Source organism: Streptomyces sp. NPDC059010, from assembly GCF_042740355.1.
In the GTDB taxonomy this organism is placed as follows: domain Bacteria; phylum Actinomycetota; class Actinomycetes; order Streptomycetales; family Streptomycetaceae; genus Streptomyces.
Genome location: NZ_JBHYJA010000009.1, coordinates 229,716 through 252,989, shown reverse-complemented (window position 1 = coordinate 252,989; position 23,274 = coordinate 229,716). Strand labels below are relative to the sequence as shown.

Genomic DNA, 23,274 nt, shown 5'->3' with positions numbered 1-23,274 from the left:
CCCGCCCGCCCCCCGGGGGCGGCCCCCTCTCGCCCCCGGTGGGGGCCCGCCCCCCACACCCCCCTTCGGCCTGAACGGCCTCGTCCTCAAACGCCGGACGGGCTGACGGAGCCGACCCAGCTATCAAAGGAGCCGCCCATGCACCTCGACCTCTCCCACGACGGCCCCTGCGCCGTCAGCGCCGACGCCCATCGCCCCGACGGGTCGCGCCGGGCCCTGCGCATCGGCCTCGGAGGGCCGGTCGGTTCCGGTAAGACGGCCACCGTCGCGGCGCTCTGCCGGGCCCTGCGCGACGAACTGTCCCTGGCCGTCGTCACCAACGACATCTACACCCGCGAGGACGCAGAGTTCCTGCTGCGGGAGGCCGTGCTGCCGCCCGAGCGGATCACCGCCGTGGAGACGGGGGCCTGTCCGCACACCGCGATCCGGGACGACATCTCCGCGAACCTTGAGGCCGTGGAGGATCTGGAGGACGAGGTCGGGCCGCTCGACCTCATCCTCGTCGAGTCGGGTGGGGACAATCTCACCGCCACCTTCTCCAAGGGGCTCGTGGACGCGCAGGTCTTCGTGATCGACGTGGCCGGCGGGGACGACATTCCCCGCAAGGGCGGCCCCGGCGTCACCACCGCCGACCTGCTCGTCGTCAACAAGACCGACCTCGCGCCGTACGTCGGCTCCGACCTGGCGCGGATGGCGGCGGACGCCAAGGCCCAGCGGGCCGAGCTGCCGGTCGTCTTCCAGTCGCTGCGGAGCGAGCCCGGCGTGCGGGACGTCGCCGGCTGGGTGCGGGCGCAGCTCGTGGCGTGGACGGCATGACCACCGTGGCCGGTGGCGTGCGGGCACTCGCGCGGATCGTCGCCCGGGACGACGGGCGGGGCGGTACGTCGCTGCCCGTGCTCGACGGCCAGGGGCCGCTGGCGCTGCGGCGGACCCGGGGGAGCGGGGCCGAGGCGCGGGTCGTGCTCGTCGGTGCGATGAGCGGGCCGCTCGGCAGGGACCACTTCACCGTCGAGGCCGACGTGGAGCCCGGTGCCCGGCTGCGCGTCGGGTCGGCCGCGGCCACGATCGCGTTGCCGGGACAGGGCAAGGGCGAGGCCCGGTACGAGGTGCGGCTGTCCGTGGCCGACGGGGGTGAACTGCACTGGCTGCCCGAGCAGTTGATCTCCGCCCGGGGAAGCGATCTGCACGTCACCACCCGCGTCGACGTGGGCGCGGCCGGGCGGCTCGTGCTGCGTGAGGAACAGGTGCTCGGACGGGCGGGGGAGGAGCCCGGGCGGCTCGGCAGCCGGATCCGGGTGGCTGTCGCGGGGCGGGTCGTGCTCGATCAGGAACTGTCCTTCGGGCCCGGTGCGCCGGGTGGCTGGGACGGGCCCGCCGGGCTCGGTGGGTGTCGCGCCGTAGGCCAACTCGTTGTCGTACGGCCGGAGTTCGCTCAGGATCCGGTGCCGGCCCGGGTGCTGGGGGAGGGTGCCGCGGTGATGCCGCTTGCCGGGCCCGCCGCCCTGGTCAGTGCCGTGGCGGCGGACGCGCTGCGGCTGCGCGGACTGCTCGACGAGGCGCTCGACTCCCTCGGCGGCTGAGAGCCCGTGAAGGCTCTGAGGGCGGCTGCCGCCCCCGGTCGTCGTCAGTACCGCGTCAACTGATGGGCAGACGGGGGAACTTGCGGTCCTTCTCCGCCTTGGCGGCGGCCTCCTCGGCCTTGGCGACGGCCGCGTACTGGTCGACGTACTCCTGCTCGGACAGCGAGAGGATCGCGTACATGATCTCGTCGGTGATCGCGCGCAGGATCGCCTTCTCGTTCTCCATGCCGGCGTAGCGGGAGAAGTCGAGGGGCTTGCCGAAGCGGATCGTCACCGGGTGGACGTTCGGGATGACCTTGCCCGGTGGCTGTGCCTCGAAGGTGCCGATCATCGCGCAGGGGATGACCGGGACCTGCGCCCTGAGGGCCATCACCGCGACACCGACCTTGCCCTTGTAGAGGCGGCCGTCGTGCGAGCGGGTGCCCTCCGGGTAGATGCCGAGGAGTTCGTCCTTGCCCAGGACGCCGAGGCCCTCGCGGATCGCGGCCTGGCCCGCCTCCTTGCCGGTGCGGTCGACCGGGATCTGGCCGGCGCTGCGGAAGAAGGCCGCGGTCAGCCGGCCTCTGATGCCGGGGCCGGTGAAGTACTCCTTCTTCGCGAGGAAGGTGATGCGCCGCTTGAGTATCGCCGGCATCAGGAAGTGGTCCGAGAACGACAGGTGGTTGCCGGCGACGATGGCCGCGCCCGTGGCCGGTACATGCTCAAGGCCTTCTATGCGCGGTCGGAAGACCAGTCTCAGCAGAGGTCCCAACAACACGTATTTCAGGACGTAATAGAACAAAGGGGGCGCTCCTCACTCGGGGGGTCAGTTCGGGCCGCCGCGTTCTGGCAGGTCAACCAGCGTTCCGTGGGGGTGTCAGTGTAGGCGCAGGGTTGACGGGCCGGAACCGGGCCGGGTCGGACTGATGCCGACCAATGGCGATTTTCCTGACCGGATGTCAGGGAGCCGGTGGGCGGCGTCGTTTGCGGGTGGGGAGGACCGCCGGACCAGCCTGGTGTCCCGGGTCGGTGCGCGGCAACCGGAGGGCGAGGTTTGGCGCGATCGCGGTCACCGGGTGGCAGGCGCCCCCTCCTTGCGGTGGGCCGCCGCGTCTGCTCGTCCATCACAGCCGCACGATGATCAGCGCCGTGTCGTCGGTCGCACCGCCGTGCGGCAGCAGCTCCAGCAGGACGGCGTCGGCGAGGGTCTCGGGGTCCGCCGTGCGATGGCGGACGAGGGCGTCCGCGAGCCGGCCCAGACCGGTGTCGATGTCCTCGCGGCGACGTTCCACCAGGCCGTCCGTGTACAGCGCGAGCGTGGCGCCGTCGGTATAGGTGGTGACGGCCTCCGGTCGCCCGATCGGGTCGGGGCGGGCGTCCAGCGGCGGGTCGGTGGCCTGGTCGAGGAACTCCACGCTGCCGTCGGCGTGCACCAGCACCGGCGGTGGATGGCCCGCGCTGCTGTAGGCGATGGTGCGCTCGTCGAAGTCGATGAAGGTGGTGACCGCGGTGGCCGATTCCGCGCCGTCGACCACATGGGCGTACCGCCCCAGGACGTCCAGCGCCTGGGCCGGGCCGTCGGCCACCCGCGAGGAGGCGCTCAGCGCGCTGCGCAGCTGGCCCATGACCCCGGCCGCCGCAAGGCCGTGGCCGACCACGTCGCCCACGGACACTCCGAGACGGTTGCCGCCCACCAGGTCGACCAGGTCGTACCAGTCGCCGCACACGTTCAGCGCGCCGACCGCGGGCCGGTAGCGCACCGCCGCACGGTGGTTGCCCACCTGTCGCCGGGCGGGCAGCATCGCCTCCTGCAGGGCGAGGGCCACCTCGCGTTCACGGGCGTGGGCCTGCCGCAGCCGGTCGTTGAGCTCCTGCAGCTCGCGGGCGCGTGTGTACAGCTCGGCCTCCAGCACCCGTGCCCGGCTGTTTCCGCCCGCGCCGCCCCGCAGATGGATGAGTTCGGTGACCTCCTCCACCCGGTGCAGCACGAACTCCACCTTCCCGTCGGGGCCGTGGACGGGCGCGTTGATCGGGCTCCAGTAGCGCTCCTCCCAGTGCCCGGGGCGCAGGGGGTCCTCGACGTCGTAGCGCTGCAGGGCCATGGTGTCGCGCTCGCCGGAGGCCACCACGCGCAACATCGACGCCCGTACGTCGCGCATGCCGGTCGCCGCCGGGTCGTTGGGGTTCTCGGGGAATACATCGAAGATGTACCGGCCCACCAGCTCCTCGCGGCTGCGCCCGGACAGCCGCTGGAAGTCCTCGTTGGCGTCGGCGTAGACCAGCTCCGCGGTCAGCAGCGCGACCATTCCGGGCAGGGCCTGGAAGACTGCCTCGTAGTCGATCGCCGTCTCTTTCATGGCTCCCGCCTCACCACCGGGATTTCAATAGTTTCCCACGCCATATGACGTATATACCGATGTACTGCATCTGCGCTGATACGGCATCCGCGTCGCCGGGGCCGGTCAGGGCGACGGATCCGTCAGGGACTGCTCGGCCCAGATGATCTTCCCCTCGGGGACGAAGCGGGTGCCCCACTGCTGGGTGAACTGCGAGACCAGCAGCAGCCCGCGCCCGCCCTCGTCGGTGGTCCGCGGATGGCGCAGGTGCGGGGCGGTGGCGCCGCCGTCGTAGACCTCGCAGAAGAGCGCGCGCTCCCTGATCAGACGGAGCCGGATGGGCCCGGCGGCGTACCGGATGGCGTTGGTGACCAGCTCGCTGACCACCAGTTCCGTGGTGAACGCCAGCTCCTCCAGCCCCCACTCCGACAGCTGCCGGGTGGCCGTCTTGCGGGCGTCGGCGACGGCTGCCGGGTCGGCGGGCAGATCCCAGTCGGCGACCTGCTCGGCGCCCAGCAGACGGGTGCGGGCCATCAGCAGGGCCACGTCGTCGTACGGGCGGTCCGGGACCAGGGCGTCCACGACGGTCCGGCAGTGCAGGTCGAGCGAGTCCGCGCCCCGCTCCAGGGCCTGCCGCAGCCGCCCCCGGTCGGCGTCCACGGCCCAGTCCTCCCCGGCGGCCAGCAGCCCGTCGGTGTGCAGGGCGAGGGTGCTGCCCGACGCCAGGGCCAGCTCCACCGACTCGAAGGGGGGACCGCCCACGCCGAGCGGCGGGCCCTGCGGCAGGTCGACGAAGGTGACGGAGCCGTCGGGCATGACCACGGCCGGCGCCGGATGGCCCGCCGCCGCCATCGTGCACGCCCCGTCCACCGGGTCGTAGACGACGTACACGCACCCCGACCCCACGCCCAGCGCGCCGTCGGCCTCCTCCCCGCCCAGGTCGACGCCCTCCTCGCGCGCCGACCGGGCGACCAGGTCGTCGAGATGGGCCAGCACCTCGTCCGGCGGCAGATCCAGCGCGGCGAGCGTCCGTACGGCCGTCCGCAGCCGCCCCATCGCCGCGGCGGCGTCGATGCCGTGCCCGGGCACCTCGCCGACCACCAGGGCGACGCGGGCGCCGGACAGCGGGATGACGTCGTACCAGTCGCCGCCGAGGCCGGTCAGCTCGTCGGCCGGCCGGTAGCAGGCGGACACCTCGACCGCGTCCTGCTCGGGCAGCCGGTGCGGCAGCAGGCTGCGCTGCAGGACCAGCGCGGCGTCGCGCTCGCGGGTGTAGCGCCGGGCGTTGTCGACACAGACGGCGGCGCGTGAGACGAGGTCCTCCGCCAGGTTCAGGTCGTCCTCCTCGAAGGGCTCCTGACGGTGGCGCCGGAAGAAGGTGGTGACGCCCAGCGTGACGCCCCGCGCGCGGATCGGCACGATCATCACGCTGTGCAGACCCAGTTCGAGGAAGATGGCGGCCTGTCCGCCGCGCGCGTGCTTGGCCCATGCCTCGCCGAGCGGATCGAGCTTCTCCTCGCGCCAGGACGTGCCCGTGCGCAGACAGCGGATCGGGGGCGACTCCGCCGGATAGGTGACCACTGCACCGATGTCCACGACGGTGAGCGGGACGCTTCCGTTGACCGACCGGTACCCCGCCCGCCGCACCGGCACCGGCTCCGTGTCGCCCAGCGGCCCGGGCGCCGGCTCACCGCCCCGCAGCACCGACTCCAGCAGGTCCACGGTGACGAGGTCGGCGAGTCCCGGTACGGCGACGTCCGCCAGCTCCTGGGCGGTGCGGGTGATGTCGAGGGTGCGGCCGATGCGCTCGCCGGCCCGGTCGAGCAGGGCCAGCCGCTGCCGGGCGCGGTGCCGGTCGGTGATGTCCTCCACCGTGTAGTACACGCCGGTGGGGTTGCCGTGGCCGTCGTCGAGGCGGGTGAACGACATCATGTGCGCGGTCTCGCGCAGCGGGGCGGAGCGGGCGCGGCCGACATGTTCGTAGCCGACGATCGGGTCGCCGGTCGCCAGCACCTGGCGCATCTGCGTCTCGATGGACTCGGCGTCCAGGCCGGGCTGGATGTCCGCGAGGCGCAGACCGAGCCGGTGGGGCGGGGGGCCGCCGCCGAACTGGGCGAGGGAGGGATTGGACCACACAAAGCGCAGGTTCGTGTCGACGATGGCTATGCCCACCGGAGAACGGGCGACCATCTGCTCCAGGGTGTCGCGGCTCATGTCCCAGCCATGGGCCTCACCGAGCTCGGACAGCAGCACGAGCCACTGAGCGGGGCCCCGCTCGTCGAGGGCCGAGGTGATCCGCACCATCAGCCTGACGGGGGCGCCGTCCCGGTGCCGGGCGGTGAGCAGCCCCGCCCAGCCGCCCTCCTTGCGGCACCGCTCCATCAGCTCCGGAACCCGCCTGGCGTCCTCGGCACCGAGCAGCTCCCCGGCGTACCGCCCCACCACCTCGGAGGACGTGTACGCAAGCAGCCGCTGCGCGTCCCTGGTCCACCCCGTCACCAGACCCTGGGCGTCGAGCAGCAGAGGCGCGGCGTCCGCCACGTCGAACCCCTGCCGGGCAACGCCCTGCTCCTCGTGTGTGCCCACGGCCGACCTCTCTGTCGCTGAGAGCGGTCTACCACCTCTTGTCCCCATCTTCACCCTTCCGGTCAACGCCGCCTCTTTGCGGGGGCCGGGTGGGGGCGGGGAGTGGGGGCGGGAGCGCAGGGGAGTGCAGGTGGTGGGGGAGGGCGGGGGTGCGGGGGAGTGCACGTCGTGGGGCGCCTCCGCTCCCGGCCGGCCGTGGACGAGTCCCGTCTCCGGCCGGCCGGGACCACCGCGTTACCGCAGAACCCGCTCCAGCGCCCCCAGCGCCCCCTGCAGCTCCTCCGTGGTGATCGTCAGCGGTGGGGCCAGCCGGATCGTGGAGCCGTGGGTGTCCTTGACCAGGACCCCTTCTCGCATCAGGCGCTCGCTGATCTCGCGGCCCGTGCCCACCGCGGGGTCGATGTCGACGCCCGCCCACAGGCCCCGTGCGCGGAAGCCGACGACACCCTTGCCGAGGAGGGCCGCCAGACCGCCCCGCAGGACGACGCCCAGCTCGGCGGCGCGGCGCTGGAACTCGCCCGTCTCCAGGAGCTCGACCACGGCCGTGCCGACCGCCGCGGCCAGCGGGTTCCCGCCGAAGGTCGAGCCGTGCTCGCCCGGCCGCAGCACCCCGAGCACCTCGCGGCTGCCCACCACCGCGGACACCGGGACGATGCCGCCGCCCAGCGCCTTGCCCAGCAGCAGGACGTCCGGGACGACCCCCTCGTGCTCGACGGCGAGCGTCCGGCCCGTACGGCCGAGGCCCGACTGGATCTCGTCCGCGATGAACAGGCAGCCCTTGCGGCGGGTCAGTTCGCGTACGCCGGCCAGATAGCCGTCGTCCGGGATGACGACACCCGCCTCGCCCTGGATCGGCTCCAGCAGCACCGCCGCCGTCGTCTCGTCGACCGCCGCCTCCAGCGCCGCGAGGTCGTTGTACGGCACGATCCGGAAGCCCGGGGTGAAGGGGCCGAAGCCCTGCCGTGCCGTCTCGTCCGTGGAGAACGACACGATCGTCGTCGTACGGCCGTGGAAGTTCTCCGCGGCGACCACGATCGTCGCCCGGTCCGCCGGAACGCCCTTGACCTCGTACGCCCACTTGCGGGCCACCTTGATGCCGGACTCGACGGCCTCGGCGCCCGTGTTCATCGGCAGCACCATGTCCAGGCCCGTCAGTGCCGCCAGCCGCTCGGCGAACTCGGCGAGACGGTCGTTGTGGAAGGCCCGGGAGGTCAGGGTCAGCAGGTCCAGCTGCCGGTGCGCCGCCTCGATCAGCGCCGGATGGCGGTGGCCGAAGTTCAGTGCCGAGTAACCGGCCAGCATGTCCAGATGGCGGCGGCCCTCCACGTCCTCCACCCAGGTGCCCTCGGCACGGGCGACGACCACGGGCAGCGGGTGGTAGTTGTGCGCCAGGACCGGCTCCTCGGCGCGGATCAGGTCGGCGGACGAGCGGGTGGTGACGGGAGCGGTCATCAGCGGATCTCCTGGGTGCAGCACTTGATGCCGCCGCCGGCCTTGCGGAACTCCGACAGGTCGACGGGGACGGGGACATAGCCGCGGTCGGCGAGAGTGGAGGCGAGGGCCTCGGCCTGGGGTGCGATGAAGACGTTGCGTCCGTCGGACACGGAGTTCAGACCGAACGCCATCGCGTCCTCCCGGGTGGCGTGCACCGCGTGCGGGTACAGCCGCGCGAGCACCTCACGGCTGCCCGGCGAGAACGCCTCCGGGTAGTACGCGATGTTGTCGTCGTCGAGCACGAACAGCGCCGTGTCCAGGTGGTAGAAGCGCGGATCCACCAGCGTCAGGCTGATCACCGGGTGGCCGAAGAACTCCTGCACCTCGCGATGCGCCTCGCGGGTCGTACGGAACCCGGTGCCGGCCAGTACGTAGCGGCCGGTCCACACCAGATCGCCCTCGCCCTCGCACACGGCCTCGGGGCGGTACACGGCGTAGCCCGCCGTCTTGAACCAGGTGTCGTAGTGCGTGGACTCGGGCCGCCGCTCCGGCGCGTGGAAGAGCGAGCCGAAGACCCGGCCGTCCACGACGACCGCCGAGTTCGCCGCGAAGACCATGTCCGGCAGACCGGGCGCGGCCTCCACGACGTCGACGGTGTGGCCGTGTGCCCGGTACGCGCTGATCAGCGCCTGCCACTGGTTCTGGGCCAGGTCGACGTCGACGGGGGAGTCGGGATGCATCCAGGGGTTGATCGCGTACTGCACGGCGAAGTGTCTGGGTTCGCAGACGAGGTACCGCCGCCGTCGCGGCACACGGGAGTCGGACACAGAGGGGTTCCTCCGCTTCCTGAGAAGTGTCGACTGAGGGTTGACACCAAGGTAGGAAGCGCCGAATACGAGCGACAAGGAACAAATATTGCGTGTCCACGCAGGAATGCTGCGAAATTTCCTGGATTCACGCAGCCTTCCTGCGCGCCGCGGATGTTTACTCCGGTGCCGGCTGGCTGGCGCCCGCCTCGGGGCTCTCCGGGAGCAGATGGGACAGCACCATCACGCTGATCGTCTTGCGGATGAACGGCTCGACGCGGATCCGCTCCAGCACCTCCTCGAAGTGGTCCACGTCCCGCGCCCGCACATGCAGCAACGCGTCCGCACCCCCGGTCACCGTCATCGCCGCGGTGATCTCCGGATGGTTGCGGACCACCTCCGCGAGCCGCCGCGGCGGCGCCGCGCCCTCGCAGTACACCTCGACGTACGCCTCGGTACGCCAGCCCAGCGCCGACGGCTTGACCGTGGCCGTGAACCCGGTGATCACCCCCGTGTCCCGCAGCCGGTCCACCCGGCGCTTCACCGCCGTCGAGGACAGCCCGACCGCCGCGCCGATCTCGGCGAAACTCGTCCTGGCGTTCGCCATCAGCGCGGTGATGATCTTCCGGTCGAGGTCGTCGAACGGCGCGGTCCTGCTGTCCATGGCGGCACTTTATCCAGCGGGAACGCCCACGTATCCAGCAGGAACGTCCACACGCAGGCACGTGTGCAGGCGTACGAATTACTCCTAGACTCCGGATTCATGCTGCGTGCCCTGGCTGTCGACGACGAACGCCCTTCGCTGGAGGAGCTCCTCTACCTCCTCAACGCCGATCCCCGGATCGGCACCGCGGAGGGCGCCGGCGACGCGACCGAGGCGCTGCGCCGGATCAACCGCGCCCTGGAGTCGGGGCCGGGCGGCGCCGAGGCGATCGACGTCGTCTTCCTCGACATCAACATGCCCGGCCTGGACGGCCTGGACCTGGCCCGGCTGCTCACCGGCTTCGCCAACCCGCCGCTCGTCGTGTTCGTCACCGCCCACGAGGACTTCGCCGTCCAGGCCTTCGACCTCAAGGCCGTCGACTACGTCCTCAAGCCGGTCCGCAAGGAACGCCTGGCGGAGGCCGTCCGCCGGGCCGCCGAACTCCGGGACACCGCCGCCCCCCGCATCCCCGTCAGCGAACCCGACCCCGACCACATACCCGTCGAGCTCGGCGGCGTGACCCGCTTCGTCGCCGTCGACGACATCACCCATGTCGAGGCCCAGGGCGACTACGCCCGACTGCACACCGACCGGGGCAGCCACCTCGTCCGGATCCCCCTGTCCACCCTGGAGGAGCGCTGGCGCTCGCGCGGCTTCGTCCGCATCCACCGCCGCCACCTCGTCGCGCTGCGCCACATCGGCGAACTCCGGCTCGACGCGGGCACCGTCAGCGTCATGGTCGGCACCGAGGAACTCCAGGTCAGCCGCCGGCACACCCGCGAGCTGCGGGACCTGCTCATGAGGAGGCCGTGACGATGCCCAGCAACCCCGCCGACCGCCGCGTCGTCGTCACCGGCCCGCCCCGGCAGGCCCGCCCCGTCTCCGGCTACTACCGCCCGCGCACCGAGATCGACGAGCAGACCACCCTCGGCCACACCTACGTCCGCTCCCTGATGCGCACCCAACTGCGCACCGGACTGGCCGTGTTCGCCGTCCTCGGCCTGCTCGTCGGACCCCTGCCCCTGCTGTTCGCCGCGATGCCCCACGCCCGCCACCTGGAATGGGCGGTCCTCGGCTTCGGCCTGTACGCCCCGCTCGTCCTGCTGGCCCGCTGGTTCGTGCGCCGCGCCGAGCGCAACGAACGCGACTTCGTACGGCTCGTCGAGGACCGCTGAGCCGAGAGGCCGACCCGAGGAACCGACGCGAGAAGCCGACCCGAGATACCGAGACCAGGAACCGAGACCCAGGAACCGATGCGGCCGTGAACTCCAGCTACGCCGTCCCCGCCGTGGCCCTCGTCGTCCTGGCCACCGTCCTCGTCGGCGCCTTCGGCCTGCGCATCTCCCGCACCACCTCCGACTTCTACGTCGCCTCCCGCACCGTCGGCCCCCGCCTCAACGCGGCCGCGATCAGCGGCGAGTACCTCTCCGCCGCCTCCTTCCTCGGCATCGCGGGCCTGGTCCTCGTCCAGGGCCCCGACATGCTCTGGTACCCGGTCGGCTACACCGCCGGATACCTGGTCCTGCTGCTGTTCGTCGCCGCCCCGCTGCGCCGCTCCGGCGCCTACACCCTCCCCGACTTCGCCGAGGCCCGCCTGTCCTCGCAGGCCGTGCGCCGACTCGCCGGCGCCTTCGTCGTCGGCACCGGCTGGCTGTATCTGCTGCCCCAACTCCAGGGCGCCGGGCTGACGCTGACCGTGCTGACGGGCGCGCCCGACTCGCTCGGCGGACTGATCGTCGCCGTCGTGGTGGTCGCCATCGTCGCCGCCGGCGGCATGCGCAGCATCACCTTCGTCCAGGCCTTCCAGTACTGGCTCAAGCTCACCGCCCTGCTGGTCCCCGCCCTCTTCCTGATCCTCGCCTGGCAGGGCGACGGCGCCCCCCGCCGAGCCTTCGACGAACCGGCGACCTTCCGCGAACGGAGCGTGGTCCGCGTCCAGGACACCCTCGACCTGAGGCTCGAACGCCCGCTCACCGTCACCGTGAACGGCACGATCGACGGCCGCGTCCACGAGGACCAGCGGCTCCGGCTCCCGGCCGGCACCCACCGCATCGACGGCGGCACCCGCCTCACCTTCCCGCGAGGCGCCGAGGTCCCCGAACCCGACCACCGCGCGGGCGGCGGCCTGTCACCCTCGCAGGCCGAGAGCCGGGGCGAACGCCCGCTGTACGCCACATACGGACTGATCCTCGCCACCTTCCTCGGCACCATGGGGCTGCCGCACGTCGTGGTCCGCTTCTACACCAGCCCGCACGGCGTCGCCGCCCGCCGCACCACCGTCGCCGTGCTAGGCCTGATCGGCGCCTTCTACCTGCTGCCCCCGGTCTACGGCGCCCTCGGCCGCCTCTACGCCCCCGAACTCACCCTCACCGGCGACGCGGACGCCGCCGCACTCCTGCTGCCCGACCGCATGATCGGCGGCCTCGGCGGCGACCTGCTCGGCGCGCTGGTCGCGGGCGGCGCCTTCGCCGCGTTCCTGTCCACGGCGTCGGGACTGACCATGGCCGTCGCGGGCGTCCTCACCCAGGACGTCCTGCCGTCGCGCGGCGTACGGCACTTCCGGCTCGGCACGGTCCTCGCCATGGCCGTCCCGCTCGCCGCGAGCGCCCTGGTCGGCGGGCTGCCGGTCGCCGACGCGGTGGGCCTGGCCTTCGCCGTGTCGGCGTCCTCCTTCTGCCCGCTGCTCGTCCTCGGCATCTGGTGGCGCCGGCTGACCCCGCCCGGCGCGGCCGCCGGGATGCTGGTGGGCGGCGGCTCCGCGCTGCTCGCCGTGGCGGCGACGATGGCGGGCTTCCCGGGCTCCGGTGCGCTGCACGCACTGCTGGCCTGGCCCGCGCTCTGGTCGGTGCCGCTGGGCTTCTTCACGATGATCCTGGTGTCCCTGGCCACTCCGGGCCGGGTGCCGCCCGGGACGGCGGCGATCCTGGCCCGCTTCCATCTGCCGGAGGAACTGCGGGCGGAGGTCAAGGCATGAGCCACCTCGTCCTCGGCATGAGACATCTCGGCGCCGGACGGCGTGAGGCGGTGACGGCGGCATGAGCGGATTCATCGCGGGCCTGTGCGTGGCGATCCTCCCGCTGCTCGCCGCCGGGTTCTGGCTCGGCCGGCGCACCGCCCGCCCCCAGAGCCTCGGCGGCCTCGGCACACCGGTCGAGCACGCCACCTTCGAGACCCTGCACACCGCGTCCCTCGCCGCACCCCCGCTGCGGGCCGGCCTCACCGAGGAGACCGCCCGCAGGTCGGCCCGCCGGCTCCGCTCACTCCTCGGCACGGACGCGCTGTGCCTGACCGACCAGAAGGAGGTCCTGGTCTGGGACGGGGTGGGCGGTCATCACCGTACGGAGATCATGGAACTCCTCGCCGGCCCGCTGGAGTCGGGGCGCGGCGAGGCCTTCCCGCTCACCTGCGGCGCCCCCGACTGTCCGGTGCGCTGGGCGGTCGTCGCCCCGCTCACCGTCGACGACCGCGTCCACGGCGCCCTCGTCGCCTGCGCACCCCGCGAGTCGGCCGTGCTCGTCCGCGCGGCCGGCGAGGTGGCCCGCTGGGTCTCCGTCCAGCTGGAACTGGCCGACCTCGACCAGTCCCGCACCCGCCTGATCGAGGCCGAGATCAAGGCACTGCGGGCGCAGATCTCCCCGCACTTCATCTTCAACTCGCTGGCGGTGATCGCCTCGTTCGTCCGCACCGACCCGGAGCGCGCCCGCGAACTCCTCCTGGAATTCGCCGACTTCACCCGCTACTCCTTCCGCAGACACGGCGACTTCACCACCCTCGCCGACGAACTCCACGCCATCGACCACTACTTGGCGCTGGTCCGGGCACGCTTCGGCGACCGCCTCTCCGTCACCCTGCAGATCGCCCCCGAGGTGCTGCCGGTCGCCCTGCCCTTCCTGTGCCTCCAGCCGCTGGTGGAGAACGCCGTCAAGCACGGTCTGGAGGGCAAGGCGGGGTCCGCCGCGGGCAAGAGCCACATCAGCATCACCGCACAGGACGCCGGTGCCGAGGCCCTCGTGGTCATCGAGGACGACGGCGCCGGAATGGACCCCGACCTGCTGCGCCGCATCCTCGCCGGCGAGGCCAGTCCGTCCGGCGGCATCGGGCTGTCCAACGTGGACGACCGGCTCCGGCAGGTCTACGGCGACGGCTACGGCCTCGTCATCGAGACCGCCCCGGGAGCGGGCATGAAGATCACCGCCCGGCTGCCGAAGTACCAGCCGGGGGTGCACTCCGCGGGGCGGCTCACCCGGGAGTGACCCTCCCGGGAGAGGGGCTCAGGTGCTGCGGCTGACGACCATCCCCAGCGTGATCAGCCCCAGCACCACCCACCCGAACCACAGCCAGCCATTGCTTCCGAGCGCCACCGTGTAGGCCGTCACCACCACCAGCCCACCCACGGTGATCACCCCCATCGCCTTAGTAGAACCGTCCGCAGATCCGGGCATCGCAACACCCTCCTAAGGTTCGTCCCCCTCCATGGTGCCCCCGTTCTGCTTCCTGACGGTGCACACGACGAAATGAGTGCCGTTCTTCCAGGACCCCTCGCTCGTCCAGGAACCGGCCGTGAACACGGAAGGATCGAAGCCGTAGTCGCGCGGCGGCACATCCCGGGCGCACGCCGTGTCCGACTCGGTGCGCGCCTCGGTCAGCGTGACGTCGGCGCCCAACCGGGTGAACCCGAGCACCTGCTCGTCGTGCGGATCGGTGCAGGACACCAGCCGGGCGTCCCGGTGCGAGCGCACGTCCAGACAGTCCCGCCGCTGCATGGTCGCCGTGTCCGCGAACGCCACCCCCGCCCTGCGGTGCTCGCCCAGCGGCCCGTACACCGGCCCGTGCGCCCCCAGCACCAGACAGGCGGTGCGCCGGTCGGCCGCCTCGAAGCCCGCCTCACTCGGTACGACGGCGTAGCTGCGGACGTCCGCCAGCCTCCCCCGGATGTCCTCCGTCCGCTCCTCGCAAGCCGTGGGCCCCTCCTCGCGCGCCTCGGCGGCGGACCCGGCCGAGACGAACGCCATCACCTGCCCGTCGATCGCCTTCGCCCCGCAGCTCGGCTCCAGACTCAGCCGGGGCGTGCCCTTGAAGGGCGCCGCGCCGGGCCAGTCGGCGAGCACGCAGTCACCGTCCTTCAGCGCATCGCCGAGTCCGACCGTGTCGCCGTACGGCCGCGCCGTCCCGCCGTTCACCTCGCCTTGCGCCAGCGCGTACCAGACACCGGCCCCGGCGAGCACCAGCCCGAGGAGCCCGGCGAGGACCGCGTGGAGGATCCGGGGGCGGGTCCGGCGCCGCTCCCCCGACCCGCGCCCGAAGACCTGAGGCCCGAAGACCTGAGGCCCGACGAGCTGCCCGGGCGAGGAGCCGAAGCCTGGCGCCCCGCCGGTCTGCTCGGATGGGGAGCCGAAGCCTTGTGGCCTGCCGGGCTGCCCGGGCGGGGAAGCGAAGCCTTGCGGTCCTCCAGGTTGCCCGGCCGGGGAGCCGAAGCCCTGCGGCCCGCCGGGTCGCCCGGCCACGGGGCCCGGACCCGGGGCGGTCGGTGCGCCGGCCGACCCGGGGGACGGGGCCGCGAAGCCCTGGCCGCCGCCTGGCCGGCCGGACGCGTTGGGCGGGCCGTACCCCGCCGCGTCGGGCCGCTCGGGTGCGTCCGGAGCGCCGAACCCGGGCGCATCCGGCGCGGGACCCGACGGCGGCGCCCCACCCCAGTGCGGCTGCGAGCCGAGGTCGGTCTGGGTCCGCGCATACGCGTCGGCCTCCGGCGTGACGATCCGCGACAGTGCCGTCTCCGCCTCCGCGGCCGAGATCCGCTGCCCCGGATCCTTCTCCAGCAGGGCCCGCAGAACCGGCTCCAGCGCCCCGGCCCGCCCGGCCGCCCGGGGCTCCTCCATGACCACCGCGGTGAGTTCGGCCAGATGCGACTCCCGGTCGAAGGGACCCCGGCCCTCGACGCCGTAGTACAGCGTGCAGCCCAGCGAGAACAGATCGGTGGCCGGCGTGGGCGCCCCGCCCGTGACCCGCTCCGGCGCCAGATAGCCCGCCGTTCCCACGAGCACCGACGCCAGCGTGTACCGCGTCTCACCGGTGTCCGGCTGTACCGAGATGCCGTAGTCGGTGAGCAGTACGCGCGCGTACGGCGCCCCCGTGCGGTCCGGTGCCAGCAGGATGTTCGCCGGCTTCACGTCCCGGTGCATGACGCCCCGCTCGTGCCCGGCGGTCAGCGCGTCGAGCACGGCGAGCCCGATCCGGGCGCACTCCGCGGGCGCCAGCGGGCCGCGCTGATCGACCAGATCCCGCACGTTCACGGCGCCCGCCACGTACTCCATGACGATCCACGGCAGCCCCTCGTGCTCCAGCACGTCATGCACGGTCACCACATGCGGATGCCCTCGCAGCCCGGCCGCGTGCCGGGCCTCCGCACGGGCCCGGGCCACCCGCGCCTCACGCTCGTCGGCCTCCGCCGGGTCCCGGAACAGGATCTCCTTGAGCGCGACCTCGCAGGCGAGTCTCTGGTCGTGAGCGAGCCAGACATGGCCCATACCGCCGCTGCCGAGCCGGTTCAGCAGCAGATAACGACCGGCGATGACCCGGCCCACTCCCGACGTCGGTGATCCTGAAGGCATCCGGTGACTCCCGGTTCTGCGGGGGCGCTGCGTGGTGGCTAGACGGTCGTGCTCGCGGTCGGCCCGGCGGTGGACGGCGCGACGGTCGACGGCACGACGGTGGAGGGCGGCGGCGCGCTGGTGGTGACCGGGGCGCTGGTCGGGGGCGCGCTCGTGGTCGCCGGGGGAGGGGTGCTGGGCGGGGGTGCCGAGCTGGTCGTGGGGTTCTTGGTCGTCGGGGGCGGCGCGGAGGTGGGTGGCGCGGACGAGGACGGCGGCTTGCTCGTGGTAGCGGGGCTGGAGGGCGCGGAGGACGAGGGCGGCGGCGCCGAGGTGGACGGTGAGGAGGACGGGGGCGACGAGGATGACGGTGACGTCGGTGGAGTCGACGGCGTAGAGGCCGACGGACCCGGCGTCGACTGGGACGTTCCCGAGCCCGGAGAGGTGCCCGGAGACGTGGACGTCGACCCATCGGACGACCCGGACGAGCCGGACGAGTCCGATGAGCCCCCGGCGCTCCCCCCGGCCACGCTCAGCATCACGTACTCCCCGAACCGCAGCTCGGTCCCGGCCGGCGGATCCGATGCCGTGACCCGGGCGTCGTCCGGCGGCAGTCCCCCGCCCTCGAAGGCGACCGCCAGCCCGTCGGCGGTCAGTCGCCGGCTCGCCTGGCCGAAGGTCGTCCCGGAGAGGTCGGGCACCGCGTGCCGCTCACGCGTGTCGAACGTCGTGTCGTCGTCGCCGGTGGTGCCGACGGGCCGGTTGATGCCCCGGTCGGGTTCGTCGACGTCGACGAGAGCGAGCCGCTCCACCTTCCGCGGGGCGGGACGCACCGCCACCACGGACGACTTCTCGTATCCCTGCCACTTCTCGTTGCGGTCGTCGAACTCGACCTTTATCCGCGTCGTGTCACCCTCGAAGGGCCGCAGGGGATTTCCGCACGAGCACTTCACGGCGGGAAGTCCCGCCGCGTCGACGAGTATCGCGATTCCGGTCTGGAGCAGCGCACTGAAGGGGGTGGCTTTCCCCTTCTTGTAGTCGTGATTCTTCACGAGAGTGTCGTGGCGCAGGAGAACGGGTGTGAGTCGATCGAGATATTCCGGAATCCCGGCCGTGGTAATGGAGAGCGCGGCTGCCCACGCCTGTGCCTTCCGTGCGTTGGCGGGATCGGTGAGAAACTCCTTCAGCCGTTCGACATCACAGATCGTCGGCTGCTTCGAGCCCCCGTACAGACCCGGCGTATCGCCCTGCTGAAGACCACCGTGCGCCGTCTGCGCCTGGACCCGCTGGTCCCGGCCCAGCCCCTGTCCCTCGTCGAAGAAGGGCGCGAGCGACGGAACACCCGCGGCCACGGCCCGCACCACGAACAACGGTGCACCGCGATCGCACCCGCTGAGTGCCAGAACGAAGACCAACAGGATGGCGATCCTCCGAATCGCCGCTTTCCCGGCCCTGTGTACGAATACATGAAACGCCATTACCGCTCCCCCCGGCGGTTCCCCCGACGCGCTTCATGCTACTGAAAGGCGACGCCTTTCGGTTTCCTCAGTTTCCGCGTGCGTTCAATGAGGCCAAATAGGCGTTGTACGCCTCAAGTTCCTTGTCGCCGTCCCGGTCGGCGGCCCGGTCCTTTCGGCGGGCCTGCCGCTGCTCGGAGCCGTACCACTGGAACAGCAGTGCGATCAGTACCAGTACGGACGGAATCTCACTGAACGCCCAGGCGATACCGCCGGCCGCGTTCTGGTCGGAGAGTGCCTCGATGCCGAGTGAGGCGGGCGGGTTCTTGAACGTCTCGACCATCGGCTCCGACGCCATCATCAACGCGATACCGAAGAACGCGTGGAACGGCATTCCCGCGAACAGCTCCAGCATCCGCATGAGATACCCCGGCCGGTGCGGACCGGGGTCCACGCCGATGATCGGCCAGAAGAAGACGACGCCCACGGCCAGGAAGTGCACCATCATCGCGATGTGCCCGGTCTTCGAGCCCATCAGGAAGTCGAAGAGCGAGGTGAAATACAGCGCGTAAAGGCTCGCGATGAACAGCGGAATGGTGAACGCGGGATGCGTGATGATCCGCATGTACCGGCTGTGCAGCAGGGCCAGCAGCAATTCCCGCGGCCCCTTGCGTCCCCGCCCGGCGGGCGGCAACGCCCGCAGCGCCAGCGTGACGGGCGCGCCGAGCAGGATCAGGATCGGCGACAGCATGCTGATCACCATGTGCTGCACCATGTGCACGCTGAACATGACCATTCCGTAGTCATTCAGCCCGGTGCACATCACGAGCATCACGGTCAGCACACCGACGACGAATGAGACCGTCCGCCCCACGGACCACGAATCCCCGCGCCGCCGCAGTCGCACGACGCCCCACGCATACAGCGCGAGCCCCACAAGACAGGCCACGAGAAAGAACGGGTCGGCCGACCACTGCAGCCCTCGTCCCAGCGTGAACGGCGGCAGATCCATGGTCATGCCGTGCCCGCTGTGATCCATTCCGGCGGCTCCTGATTCGTGGGGGTTGTGCAAATCTGTCCGCCCCAGAGTAGAACCGCCCCCGGTCGACCTTTCGACCGGGGGCGGCTGCAGCACCCTCAGGGCCGCGGGGAACTGCGCGATCAACCACAGACGACCCGCACCGCACCCGGCAACGAAACAGAACCCGCTACGGCGAGCCCCCTAAAGCACGCACTCCGCCTCGTCGTACCGATCCGCCGGAACCGTCTTCAACGTCTCCACGGCCTCGGCCAGCGGCACCATCACGATGTCGGTCCCCTGGAGTGCCGTCATGTGACCGAATTCCCCCCGGTGCACCGCCTCCACCGCATGCCACCCGAATCGAGTGGCCAGCACACGGTCGTACGCGGTCGGCGTGCCACCGCGCTGCACATGCCCCAGAATCACCGGCCGCGCCTCCTTGCCGAGGCGCTCCTCCAGCTCGATGGACAGCTGACGGGCGATCCCGGCGAACCGCTCGTGCCCGTAGATGTCCTTGCCGCCCTCGTCGAACGCCATGGATCCGGGCTTCGGCTTGGCGCCCTCGGCCGCCACGACGATCGCGAAGCGCTTGCCCGCCTCGAACCGCGCACCCACGACCCGGGCCAACTCGTCGATGTCGAAGGGCCGTTCCGGCACGACGATGGCGTGCGCGCCGGCCGCCATGCCGGAGTGCAGCGCGATCCAGCCGGTGTGCCGTCCCATGACCTCGACGACGAGCACCCGCTGATGGGACTCGGCGGTGGTCTTGAGCCGGTCCAGCGCCTCGGTCGCCACCGTCACGGCGGTGTCGAAGCCGAAGGTGACATCCGTGACCGCGATGTCGTTGTCGATGGTCTTCGGCACACCCACCACGGGCAGGCCGCTGTCCGACATCAGCCGGGCCGCCTTCAGCGTGCCCTCACCGCCGATGGGAATGATCGCGTCGAGGCCGAGCTCCTCGACATGGCCCTTGGCCCGCTCCACACCGTCCCGCAGATGGGAGGGCTGGACCCGGGAGGAACCGAGGATCGTGCCGCCGCGGGCGAGGATGCCACCCACCGCGTCGAGGTCGAGCTTGAGGTAGTCGCACTCCAGGAGGCCCTTCCAGCCGTCCCGGAAGCCGATGACCTCGTCGCCGTGGTCCACGACGGCGCGGTGCACGACGGACCGGATGACGGCGTTCAGGCCGGGGCAGTCGCCGCCGGACGTGAGGACACCAATGCGCATAGCCCGAAAAACCTTCTCAACGTGGGCCGGGACCGGACCACGCTGTCCGGCTCGAATCCCCGCCACCCTAGCGGCATCGGGGGGCGGGGCCGAACCATGCGTCCGCCTGCTGGACGACCCCGCTCACCTGTGCGGACACCCTGTCAGACGGGCTGGTGACAGCGGGCCGGCAGGCGGCTGAACGATCCGTCAGGCAGGCTGCTGCGCGGCCGCGATGCGCTCGTTGCGCAGCGCCTCGTACCAGCGGTCGTCCGTCGGGGGCAGCGCGTTCACGTCGAGCGCCAGCTTCAGCAGGTGGTCGGCGATCAGCGGGTTCCGTGCCAGCACCGGCCCGTGCATGTACGTACCGAAGACGGTGTCGTTGTACGCCCCCTCCGTGCCGTCCCCCGTGCCGTTGCCGTTGCCGAGGCGGACCTGGGCGAGGGGCCGGGCGGTCGGGCCGAGGTGGGTGACGCCCTGGTGGTTCTCGAAGCCGGTCAGCGGGGGCAGGCCGAGGCGCGGGTCGATGTCGGCCAGCACGTCACCGACGCACCGCTCACCCTCGCCGCGCACGGACACCACGTCGATCAGGCCGAGGCCCGGCTCACGCTGGCCGAGGTCGTTGATGAACTCGTGCCCGAGGATCTGGTACCCGGCGCACACCGAGAACACGATCGCGCCGTTCTCCACGGCCCGGTGCAGCCCGCCGTCCCGGCGCAGCCGCTCGGCCGCCAGCCGCTGCGGGCGGTCCTCTCCGCCGCCGATCAGGTAGATGTCCCCGGACGTCGGGATCGCCTGGTCGCTGCGCACGTCGAGGCGGGCCACGTCGAGACCGCGCTGCCGGGCCCGGCGCTCCACCACGAGGACGTTGCCCTGGTCGCCGTAGGTGCTGAGCAGGTCCGGGTAGATCCAGACGACCCGCAGTTGGTTGTCGCTCACTTAAGTCCCCTGAAGTCTCGTGCTCAGTTGCCGACCCGGCGGCGCAGGTCCTGGAACGCGGTGTAGTTGGCGATGACCTCGATCCGGCCCGGCGGGCACGCCTGCACGGCCTGGTCGAGGTTCTCGCAGACCTGGAACTGCTGGTTGGCGACCTCCAGGCGCACCGCGAGGTCGAGCCTGCGGTCGCCGATGACACAGATCGGGTGCCCGGTCAGCCGTGTGTAGTCGACGTCCCACAGCCAGGAGGTGTCGGTGCCGTCGGCGCCGCGCGCGTTCACCGAGAGGATCACCGGGGTCGGCGGCGGGTCGATCAGGGAGAACGTCTCCAGCCAGCCGGCCGGGTTCTTGGCCAGCAGCAGCCGCAGGTCCCGCTCCTGGAACTGCACGACGTCGTACCGTCCGGCGACGGCCTGCACCTGGTACATCCGCTCCAGGGCGACCTGCGGCGGTACGCCGAACACGGCGGCCACGGCGGCCGAGGACGCGGCGTTGGCCTTGTTGGCGCGCCCGGGCAGCTGCAGATGGATCGGCCAGGCGGACCCGTGCGGGTCGAGCACATGGTCACCGGAGAGCGCCCAGCTCGGCGTGGGACGGCGGAAGCCGCACTCACCGCAGAACCAGTCGTCCCCCGGCCGCTGCATCACACCACCGCACGACGGGCAGGACCAGGCGTCGTCCTTCCACATCTGGCCGGCGGCGACCCAGACCACATTGGGGGAGGACGAGGCCGCCCACACGACCAGCGGGTCGTCGGCGTTGGCGATGATCACGGCCTTCGAACCCGCGAGCCCCTCGCGCCAGTTCTCCGCGAGCATCCGGGTCTCGGCGGCGCGGTCCAGCTGGTCGCGGGAGAGGTTGAGAAGCGCGATGCACTTCGGATCCGTGTCCCGGGCGACCCCCGCGAGGTACTTCTCGTCGACCTCGATGACGCCGTAGCGGGCCTCCGAGCCGCCCGCGAGCGCCGAGGTGATGCCGGCGGGCATGTTGGCGCCGAGAGCGTTGGACACGACCGGCCCGGCGGCCCGCAGGGCCTCGGCGATGAGCCGGGTCGTCGTGGTCTTGCCGTTGGTCGCCGAGACGAGGACCACGTCCAGGTTCTGCGCGAGTCGCGCGAGAAGGTCGGGGTCGAGTTTGAGCGCCACCCGGCCGCCGATCACCGAACCGCTGCCGCGCCCTGCGGCGCGCGATGCCGCCGCGACCGCCTTGCCCGCGGTCACGGCGATCTTGGCCCGCGGCGTGAGCGGGTCCGAGTTGCCTGCCATCAGTTCTCGATCCTCCTTGCGTACGCGCCGCGCCTGAAGCCCTACGGCAACGTGGTGGTGGTCAGCCTATCGAGATCCATTCGCACTCCCGAATCGCCGTACCCTTGCCGCCATGCGTAACGGCTCCATTCCGGGCACCCGCGGGCGTGTCCGGCCTCTCACTCTGCACGGTGCACCCCTTTTGCACGAGCCCTGCCGCGAGGTGACCGACTTCGGTCCGAAACTCGAAGCCCTGGTGGAGGACTTGTTCGCCACGATGTACGCCGCGCAGGGCGTCGGCCTCGCCGCGAACCAGGTGGGGGAGTCGCTACGGGTGTTCGTGTACGACTGCCCCGACGACGAGGAGGTCCGCCACCTCGGGCATGTGGTGAACCCACGGCTGGTGGAGGCGGACGGGGTGGTGATCCGGGGGCCGGAGGGCTGTCTGTCCCTGCCTGGCCTGGAGGCAGGGACGGAGCGGTACGACCATGCGGTGGTCGAGGGTCTCACGGTGGCCGGGGAGCCGGTGAGGATCCATGGCACGGGGTTCTTCGCGCGGTGCCTCCAGCACGAGTGCGATCACTTGGAGGGCCGGGTCTACGTCGATCACCTCACGGGGTGGCGAAGAAGACGGGTGCTGCGGCAGGCCGCGCGAGCGCCTTGGGGGCGTTGAGCCGCGCGGCGCCTTTCAGAACCCGGGACCGCCCATCCTGTCCCCGGCCGCGGCGAGCCGCCCCCACAGCAGGTCGGCCAGACTCCGCACCAATTCGGCCCTGGAACAAGGCCGTTCCCCGAGCCACCAGTCACCCGCGGCATGCATCATCCCGACTATCCCGTGCCCCCACACCCGGGCCAGCTGCTGACTTCCGGGCCCGAGATCCAGCCGCTCCTCGATGACGGTGGCCAGCTCCTCGCCCATCCTGCGGAGCAGCGGCGCCGAGTGCTTGCCGACGTCGAACCCCTGGTCCCCCGTCTGGCCGGCCTCCGCCGGGTGCATCAGGAAGCGGTACACCTGGGGCCGCACCTCAATGGCGGCGAGGTAGGTGTCCAGCGTGGCCTCGACGCGCTCACGCCGGTCCGCGGGAGCGTCCAGCGCGGCCCGCAGTGAGTCCAGCAGCGCATCCGTGTGTCTCTTGGCGAGCGCCGCGTAGAGTCCGCCCTTGTCGCCGAAGTGCCGGTACAGAATCGGCTTCGTGATGCCCGCCTCCGCCGCGATCGCGTTCATCGAGGCCTGCGGGCCGTCGCGCAGCACCACTCTGTCGGCGGCCTCCAGCAGCTCGCGCCGACGGCGGTCGGCCGACTTCTGCTGATCGGTCCGCTGCGTGGTGTCCATGAGCTCTCCCCACCCGTGCTGTTTCGATGACGCCTGCGCAAACTAACACTCATCCGGCCCTGTCCA

The 23,274-nt window shown here is 71.8% G+C and carries 21 protein-coding genes; 7 read left to right on the top strand and 14 right to left on the bottom strand.

The annotated features are described in order from the left end of the window. Positions 1-138 precede the first annotated feature (138 nt). Complete coding sequence (ureG, locus tag ACFWYS_RS12225) at positions 139-816, top strand: urease accessory protein UreG (protein ID WP_384766257.1); 678 nt, start codon at positions 139-141, stop codon at positions 814-816. Then, positions 813-1,580, top strand: coding sequence for an urease accessory protein UreD (locus tag ACFWYS_RS12220; protein ID WP_384766254.1), 768 nt, complete (start codon positions 813-815; stop codon positions 1,578-1,580). Before ureG ends, ACFWYS_RS12220 begins: the two co-directional genes overlap by 4 nt. Before the next feature lie 55 nt (positions 1,581-1,635). Here the strand turns inward: ACFWYS_RS12220 and ACFWYS_RS12215 are convergent, their stop codons facing one another. The 6 genes from ACFWYS_RS12215 to ACFWYS_RS12190 all read right to left on the bottom strand — a co-directional run bounded on the left by ACFWYS_RS12215 (position 1,636) and on the right by ACFWYS_RS12190 (position 9,385). Continuing rightward, entirely contained in the window at positions 1,636-2,361 is a 726-nt protein-coding gene (locus ACFWYS_RS12215) for a lysophospholipid acyltransferase family protein (protein WP_384766251.1), read from the bottom strand. A 322-nt stretch (positions 2,362-2,683) separates the two neighbouring features. Continuing rightward, positions 2,684-3,916 carry a PP2C family protein-serine/threonine phosphatase gene (locus tag ACFWYS_RS12210; protein ID WP_384766249.1) on the bottom strand — a complete coding sequence of 411 codons (1,233 nt, stop codon included), beginning with the start codon at positions 3,914-3,916 and terminating at the stop codon, positions 2,684-2,686. A 105-nt stretch (positions 3,917-4,021) separates the two neighbouring features. Further along, positions 4,022-6,481 carry a SpoIIE family protein phosphatase gene (locus ACFWYS_RS12205; RefSeq protein WP_384766246.1) on the bottom strand — a complete coding sequence of 820 codons (2,460 nt, stop codon included), beginning with the start codon at positions 6,479-6,481 and terminating at the stop codon, positions 4,022-4,024. 234 nt (positions 6,482-6,715) lie between these two features. Then, positions 6,716-7,933, bottom strand: coding sequence for an ornithine--oxo-acid transaminase (gene rocD / locus ACFWYS_RS12200; RefSeq protein ID WP_384766243.1), 1,218 nt, complete (start codon positions 7,931-7,933; stop codon positions 6,716-6,718). After that, entirely contained in the window at positions 7,933-8,742 is an 810-nt protein-coding gene (ddaH, locus tag ACFWYS_RS12195; RefSeq protein ID WP_384766240.1) for a dimethylargininase, read from the bottom strand. The genes rocD and ddaH overlap by 1 nt, the downstream gene beginning before the upstream one ends. 157 nt (positions 8,743-8,899) lie before the next feature. Further along, positions 8,900-9,385, bottom strand: a complete 486-nt coding sequence (locus tag ACFWYS_RS12190) for an Lrp/AsnC family transcriptional regulator (RefSeq protein ID WP_384766237.1) — start codon at positions 9,383-9,385, stop codon at positions 8,900-8,902. A gap of 99 nt (positions 9,386-9,484) precedes the next feature. On the opposite strand from ACFWYS_RS12190, the gene ACFWYS_RS12185 reads away from it, so the two are divergent. The 4 genes from ACFWYS_RS12185 to ACFWYS_RS12170 all read left to right on the top strand — a co-directional run bounded on the left by ACFWYS_RS12185 (position 9,485) and on the right by ACFWYS_RS12170 (position 13,677). Further along, the gene (locus tag ACFWYS_RS12185) at positions 9,485-10,237 is read left to right on the top strand and encodes a LytR/AlgR family response regulator transcription factor (RefSeq protein WP_384766234.1); all 753 of its coding nucleotides are present in this window, start codon (positions 9,485-9,487) and stop codon (positions 10,235-10,237) included. 2 nt (positions 10,238-10,239) lie between these two features. Then, a complete protein-coding gene (locus ACFWYS_RS12180) occupies positions 10,240-10,599 on the top strand; it encodes a hypothetical protein (RefSeq protein WP_384766231.1) in 360 nt (119 codons plus the stop codon). Between the two features lie 86 nt (positions 10,600-10,685). Continuing rightward, the gene (locus ACFWYS_RS12175; RefSeq protein WP_384766228.1) at positions 10,686-12,398 is read left to right on the top strand and encodes a cation acetate symporter; all 1,713 of its coding nucleotides are present in this window, start codon (positions 10,686-10,688) and stop codon (positions 12,396-12,398) included. A 61-nt stretch (positions 12,399-12,459) separates the two neighbouring features. Then, positions 12,460-13,677, top strand: a complete 1,218-nt coding sequence (locus ACFWYS_RS12170; protein ID WP_384766225.1) for a sensor histidine kinase — start codon at positions 12,460-12,462, stop codon at positions 13,675-13,677. Between the two features lie 18 nt (positions 13,678-13,695). Here the strand turns inward: ACFWYS_RS12170 and ACFWYS_RS12165 are convergent, their stop codons facing one another. The 7 genes from ACFWYS_RS12165 to ACFWYS_RS12135 all read right to left on the bottom strand — a co-directional run bounded on the left by ACFWYS_RS12165 (position 13,696) and on the right by ACFWYS_RS12135 (position 21,896). After that, positions 13,696-13,833 carry a hypothetical protein gene (locus ACFWYS_RS12165; protein ID WP_384766272.1) on the bottom strand — a complete coding sequence of 46 codons (138 nt, stop codon included), beginning with the start codon at positions 13,831-13,833 and terminating at the stop codon, positions 13,696-13,698. 45 nt (positions 13,834-13,878) lie between these two features. After that, positions 13,879-16,032: a protein kinase gene (locus ACFWYS_RS12160; RefSeq protein ID WP_384766222.1), complete on the bottom strand. Its 2,154-nt coding sequence runs from the start codon at positions 16,030-16,032 to the stop codon at positions 13,879-13,881. A gap of 38 nt (positions 16,033-16,070) precedes the next feature. After that, complete coding sequence (locus ACFWYS_RS12155) at positions 16,071-17,363, bottom strand: DUF6777 domain-containing protein (protein WP_384766219.1); 1,293 nt, start codon at positions 17,361-17,363, stop codon at positions 16,071-16,073. A 193-nt stretch (positions 17,364-17,556) separates the two neighbouring features. Beyond that, positions 17,557-18,507 (bottom strand): cytochrome c oxidase assembly protein, encoded by a 951-nt coding sequence (locus tag ACFWYS_RS12150; RefSeq protein ID WP_384766216.1) that lies wholly within the window; start codon positions 18,505-18,507, stop codon positions 17,557-17,559. A 183-nt stretch (positions 18,508-18,690) separates the two neighbouring features. Next, positions 18,691-19,716, bottom strand: coding sequence for a 6-phosphofructokinase (locus tag ACFWYS_RS12145; protein ID WP_384766213.1), 1,026 nt, complete (start codon positions 19,714-19,716; stop codon positions 18,691-18,693). A gap of 189 nt (positions 19,717-19,905) precedes the next feature. Beyond that, on the bottom strand, positions 19,906-20,634 hold the full coding sequence (locus tag ACFWYS_RS12140) for a type 1 glutamine amidotransferase (protein WP_384766211.1): 729 nt from the start codon (positions 20,632-20,634) through the stop codon (positions 19,906-19,908). 23 nt (positions 20,635-20,657) lie between these two features. Then, complete coding sequence (locus tag ACFWYS_RS12135) at positions 20,658-21,896, bottom strand: MurT ligase domain-containing protein (RefSeq protein WP_384766208.1); 1,239 nt, start codon at positions 21,894-21,896, stop codon at positions 20,658-20,660. 112 nt (positions 21,897-22,008) lie between these two features. On the opposite strand from ACFWYS_RS12135, the gene def reads away from it, so the two are divergent. Further along, positions 22,009-22,548 carry a peptide deformylase gene (def, locus tag ACFWYS_RS12130; protein ID WP_384766205.1) on the top strand — a complete coding sequence of 180 codons (540 nt, stop codon included), beginning with the start codon at positions 22,009-22,011 and terminating at the stop codon, positions 22,546-22,548. A gap of 15 nt (positions 22,549-22,563) precedes the next feature. Here def and ACFWYS_RS12125 read toward each other — a convergent pair whose 3' ends face one another. Then, positions 22,564-23,208, bottom strand: a complete 645-nt coding sequence (locus tag ACFWYS_RS12125; protein ID WP_384766202.1) for a TetR family transcriptional regulator — start codon at positions 23,206-23,208, stop codon at positions 22,564-22,566. Positions 23,209-23,274: the final 66 nt, after the last annotated feature.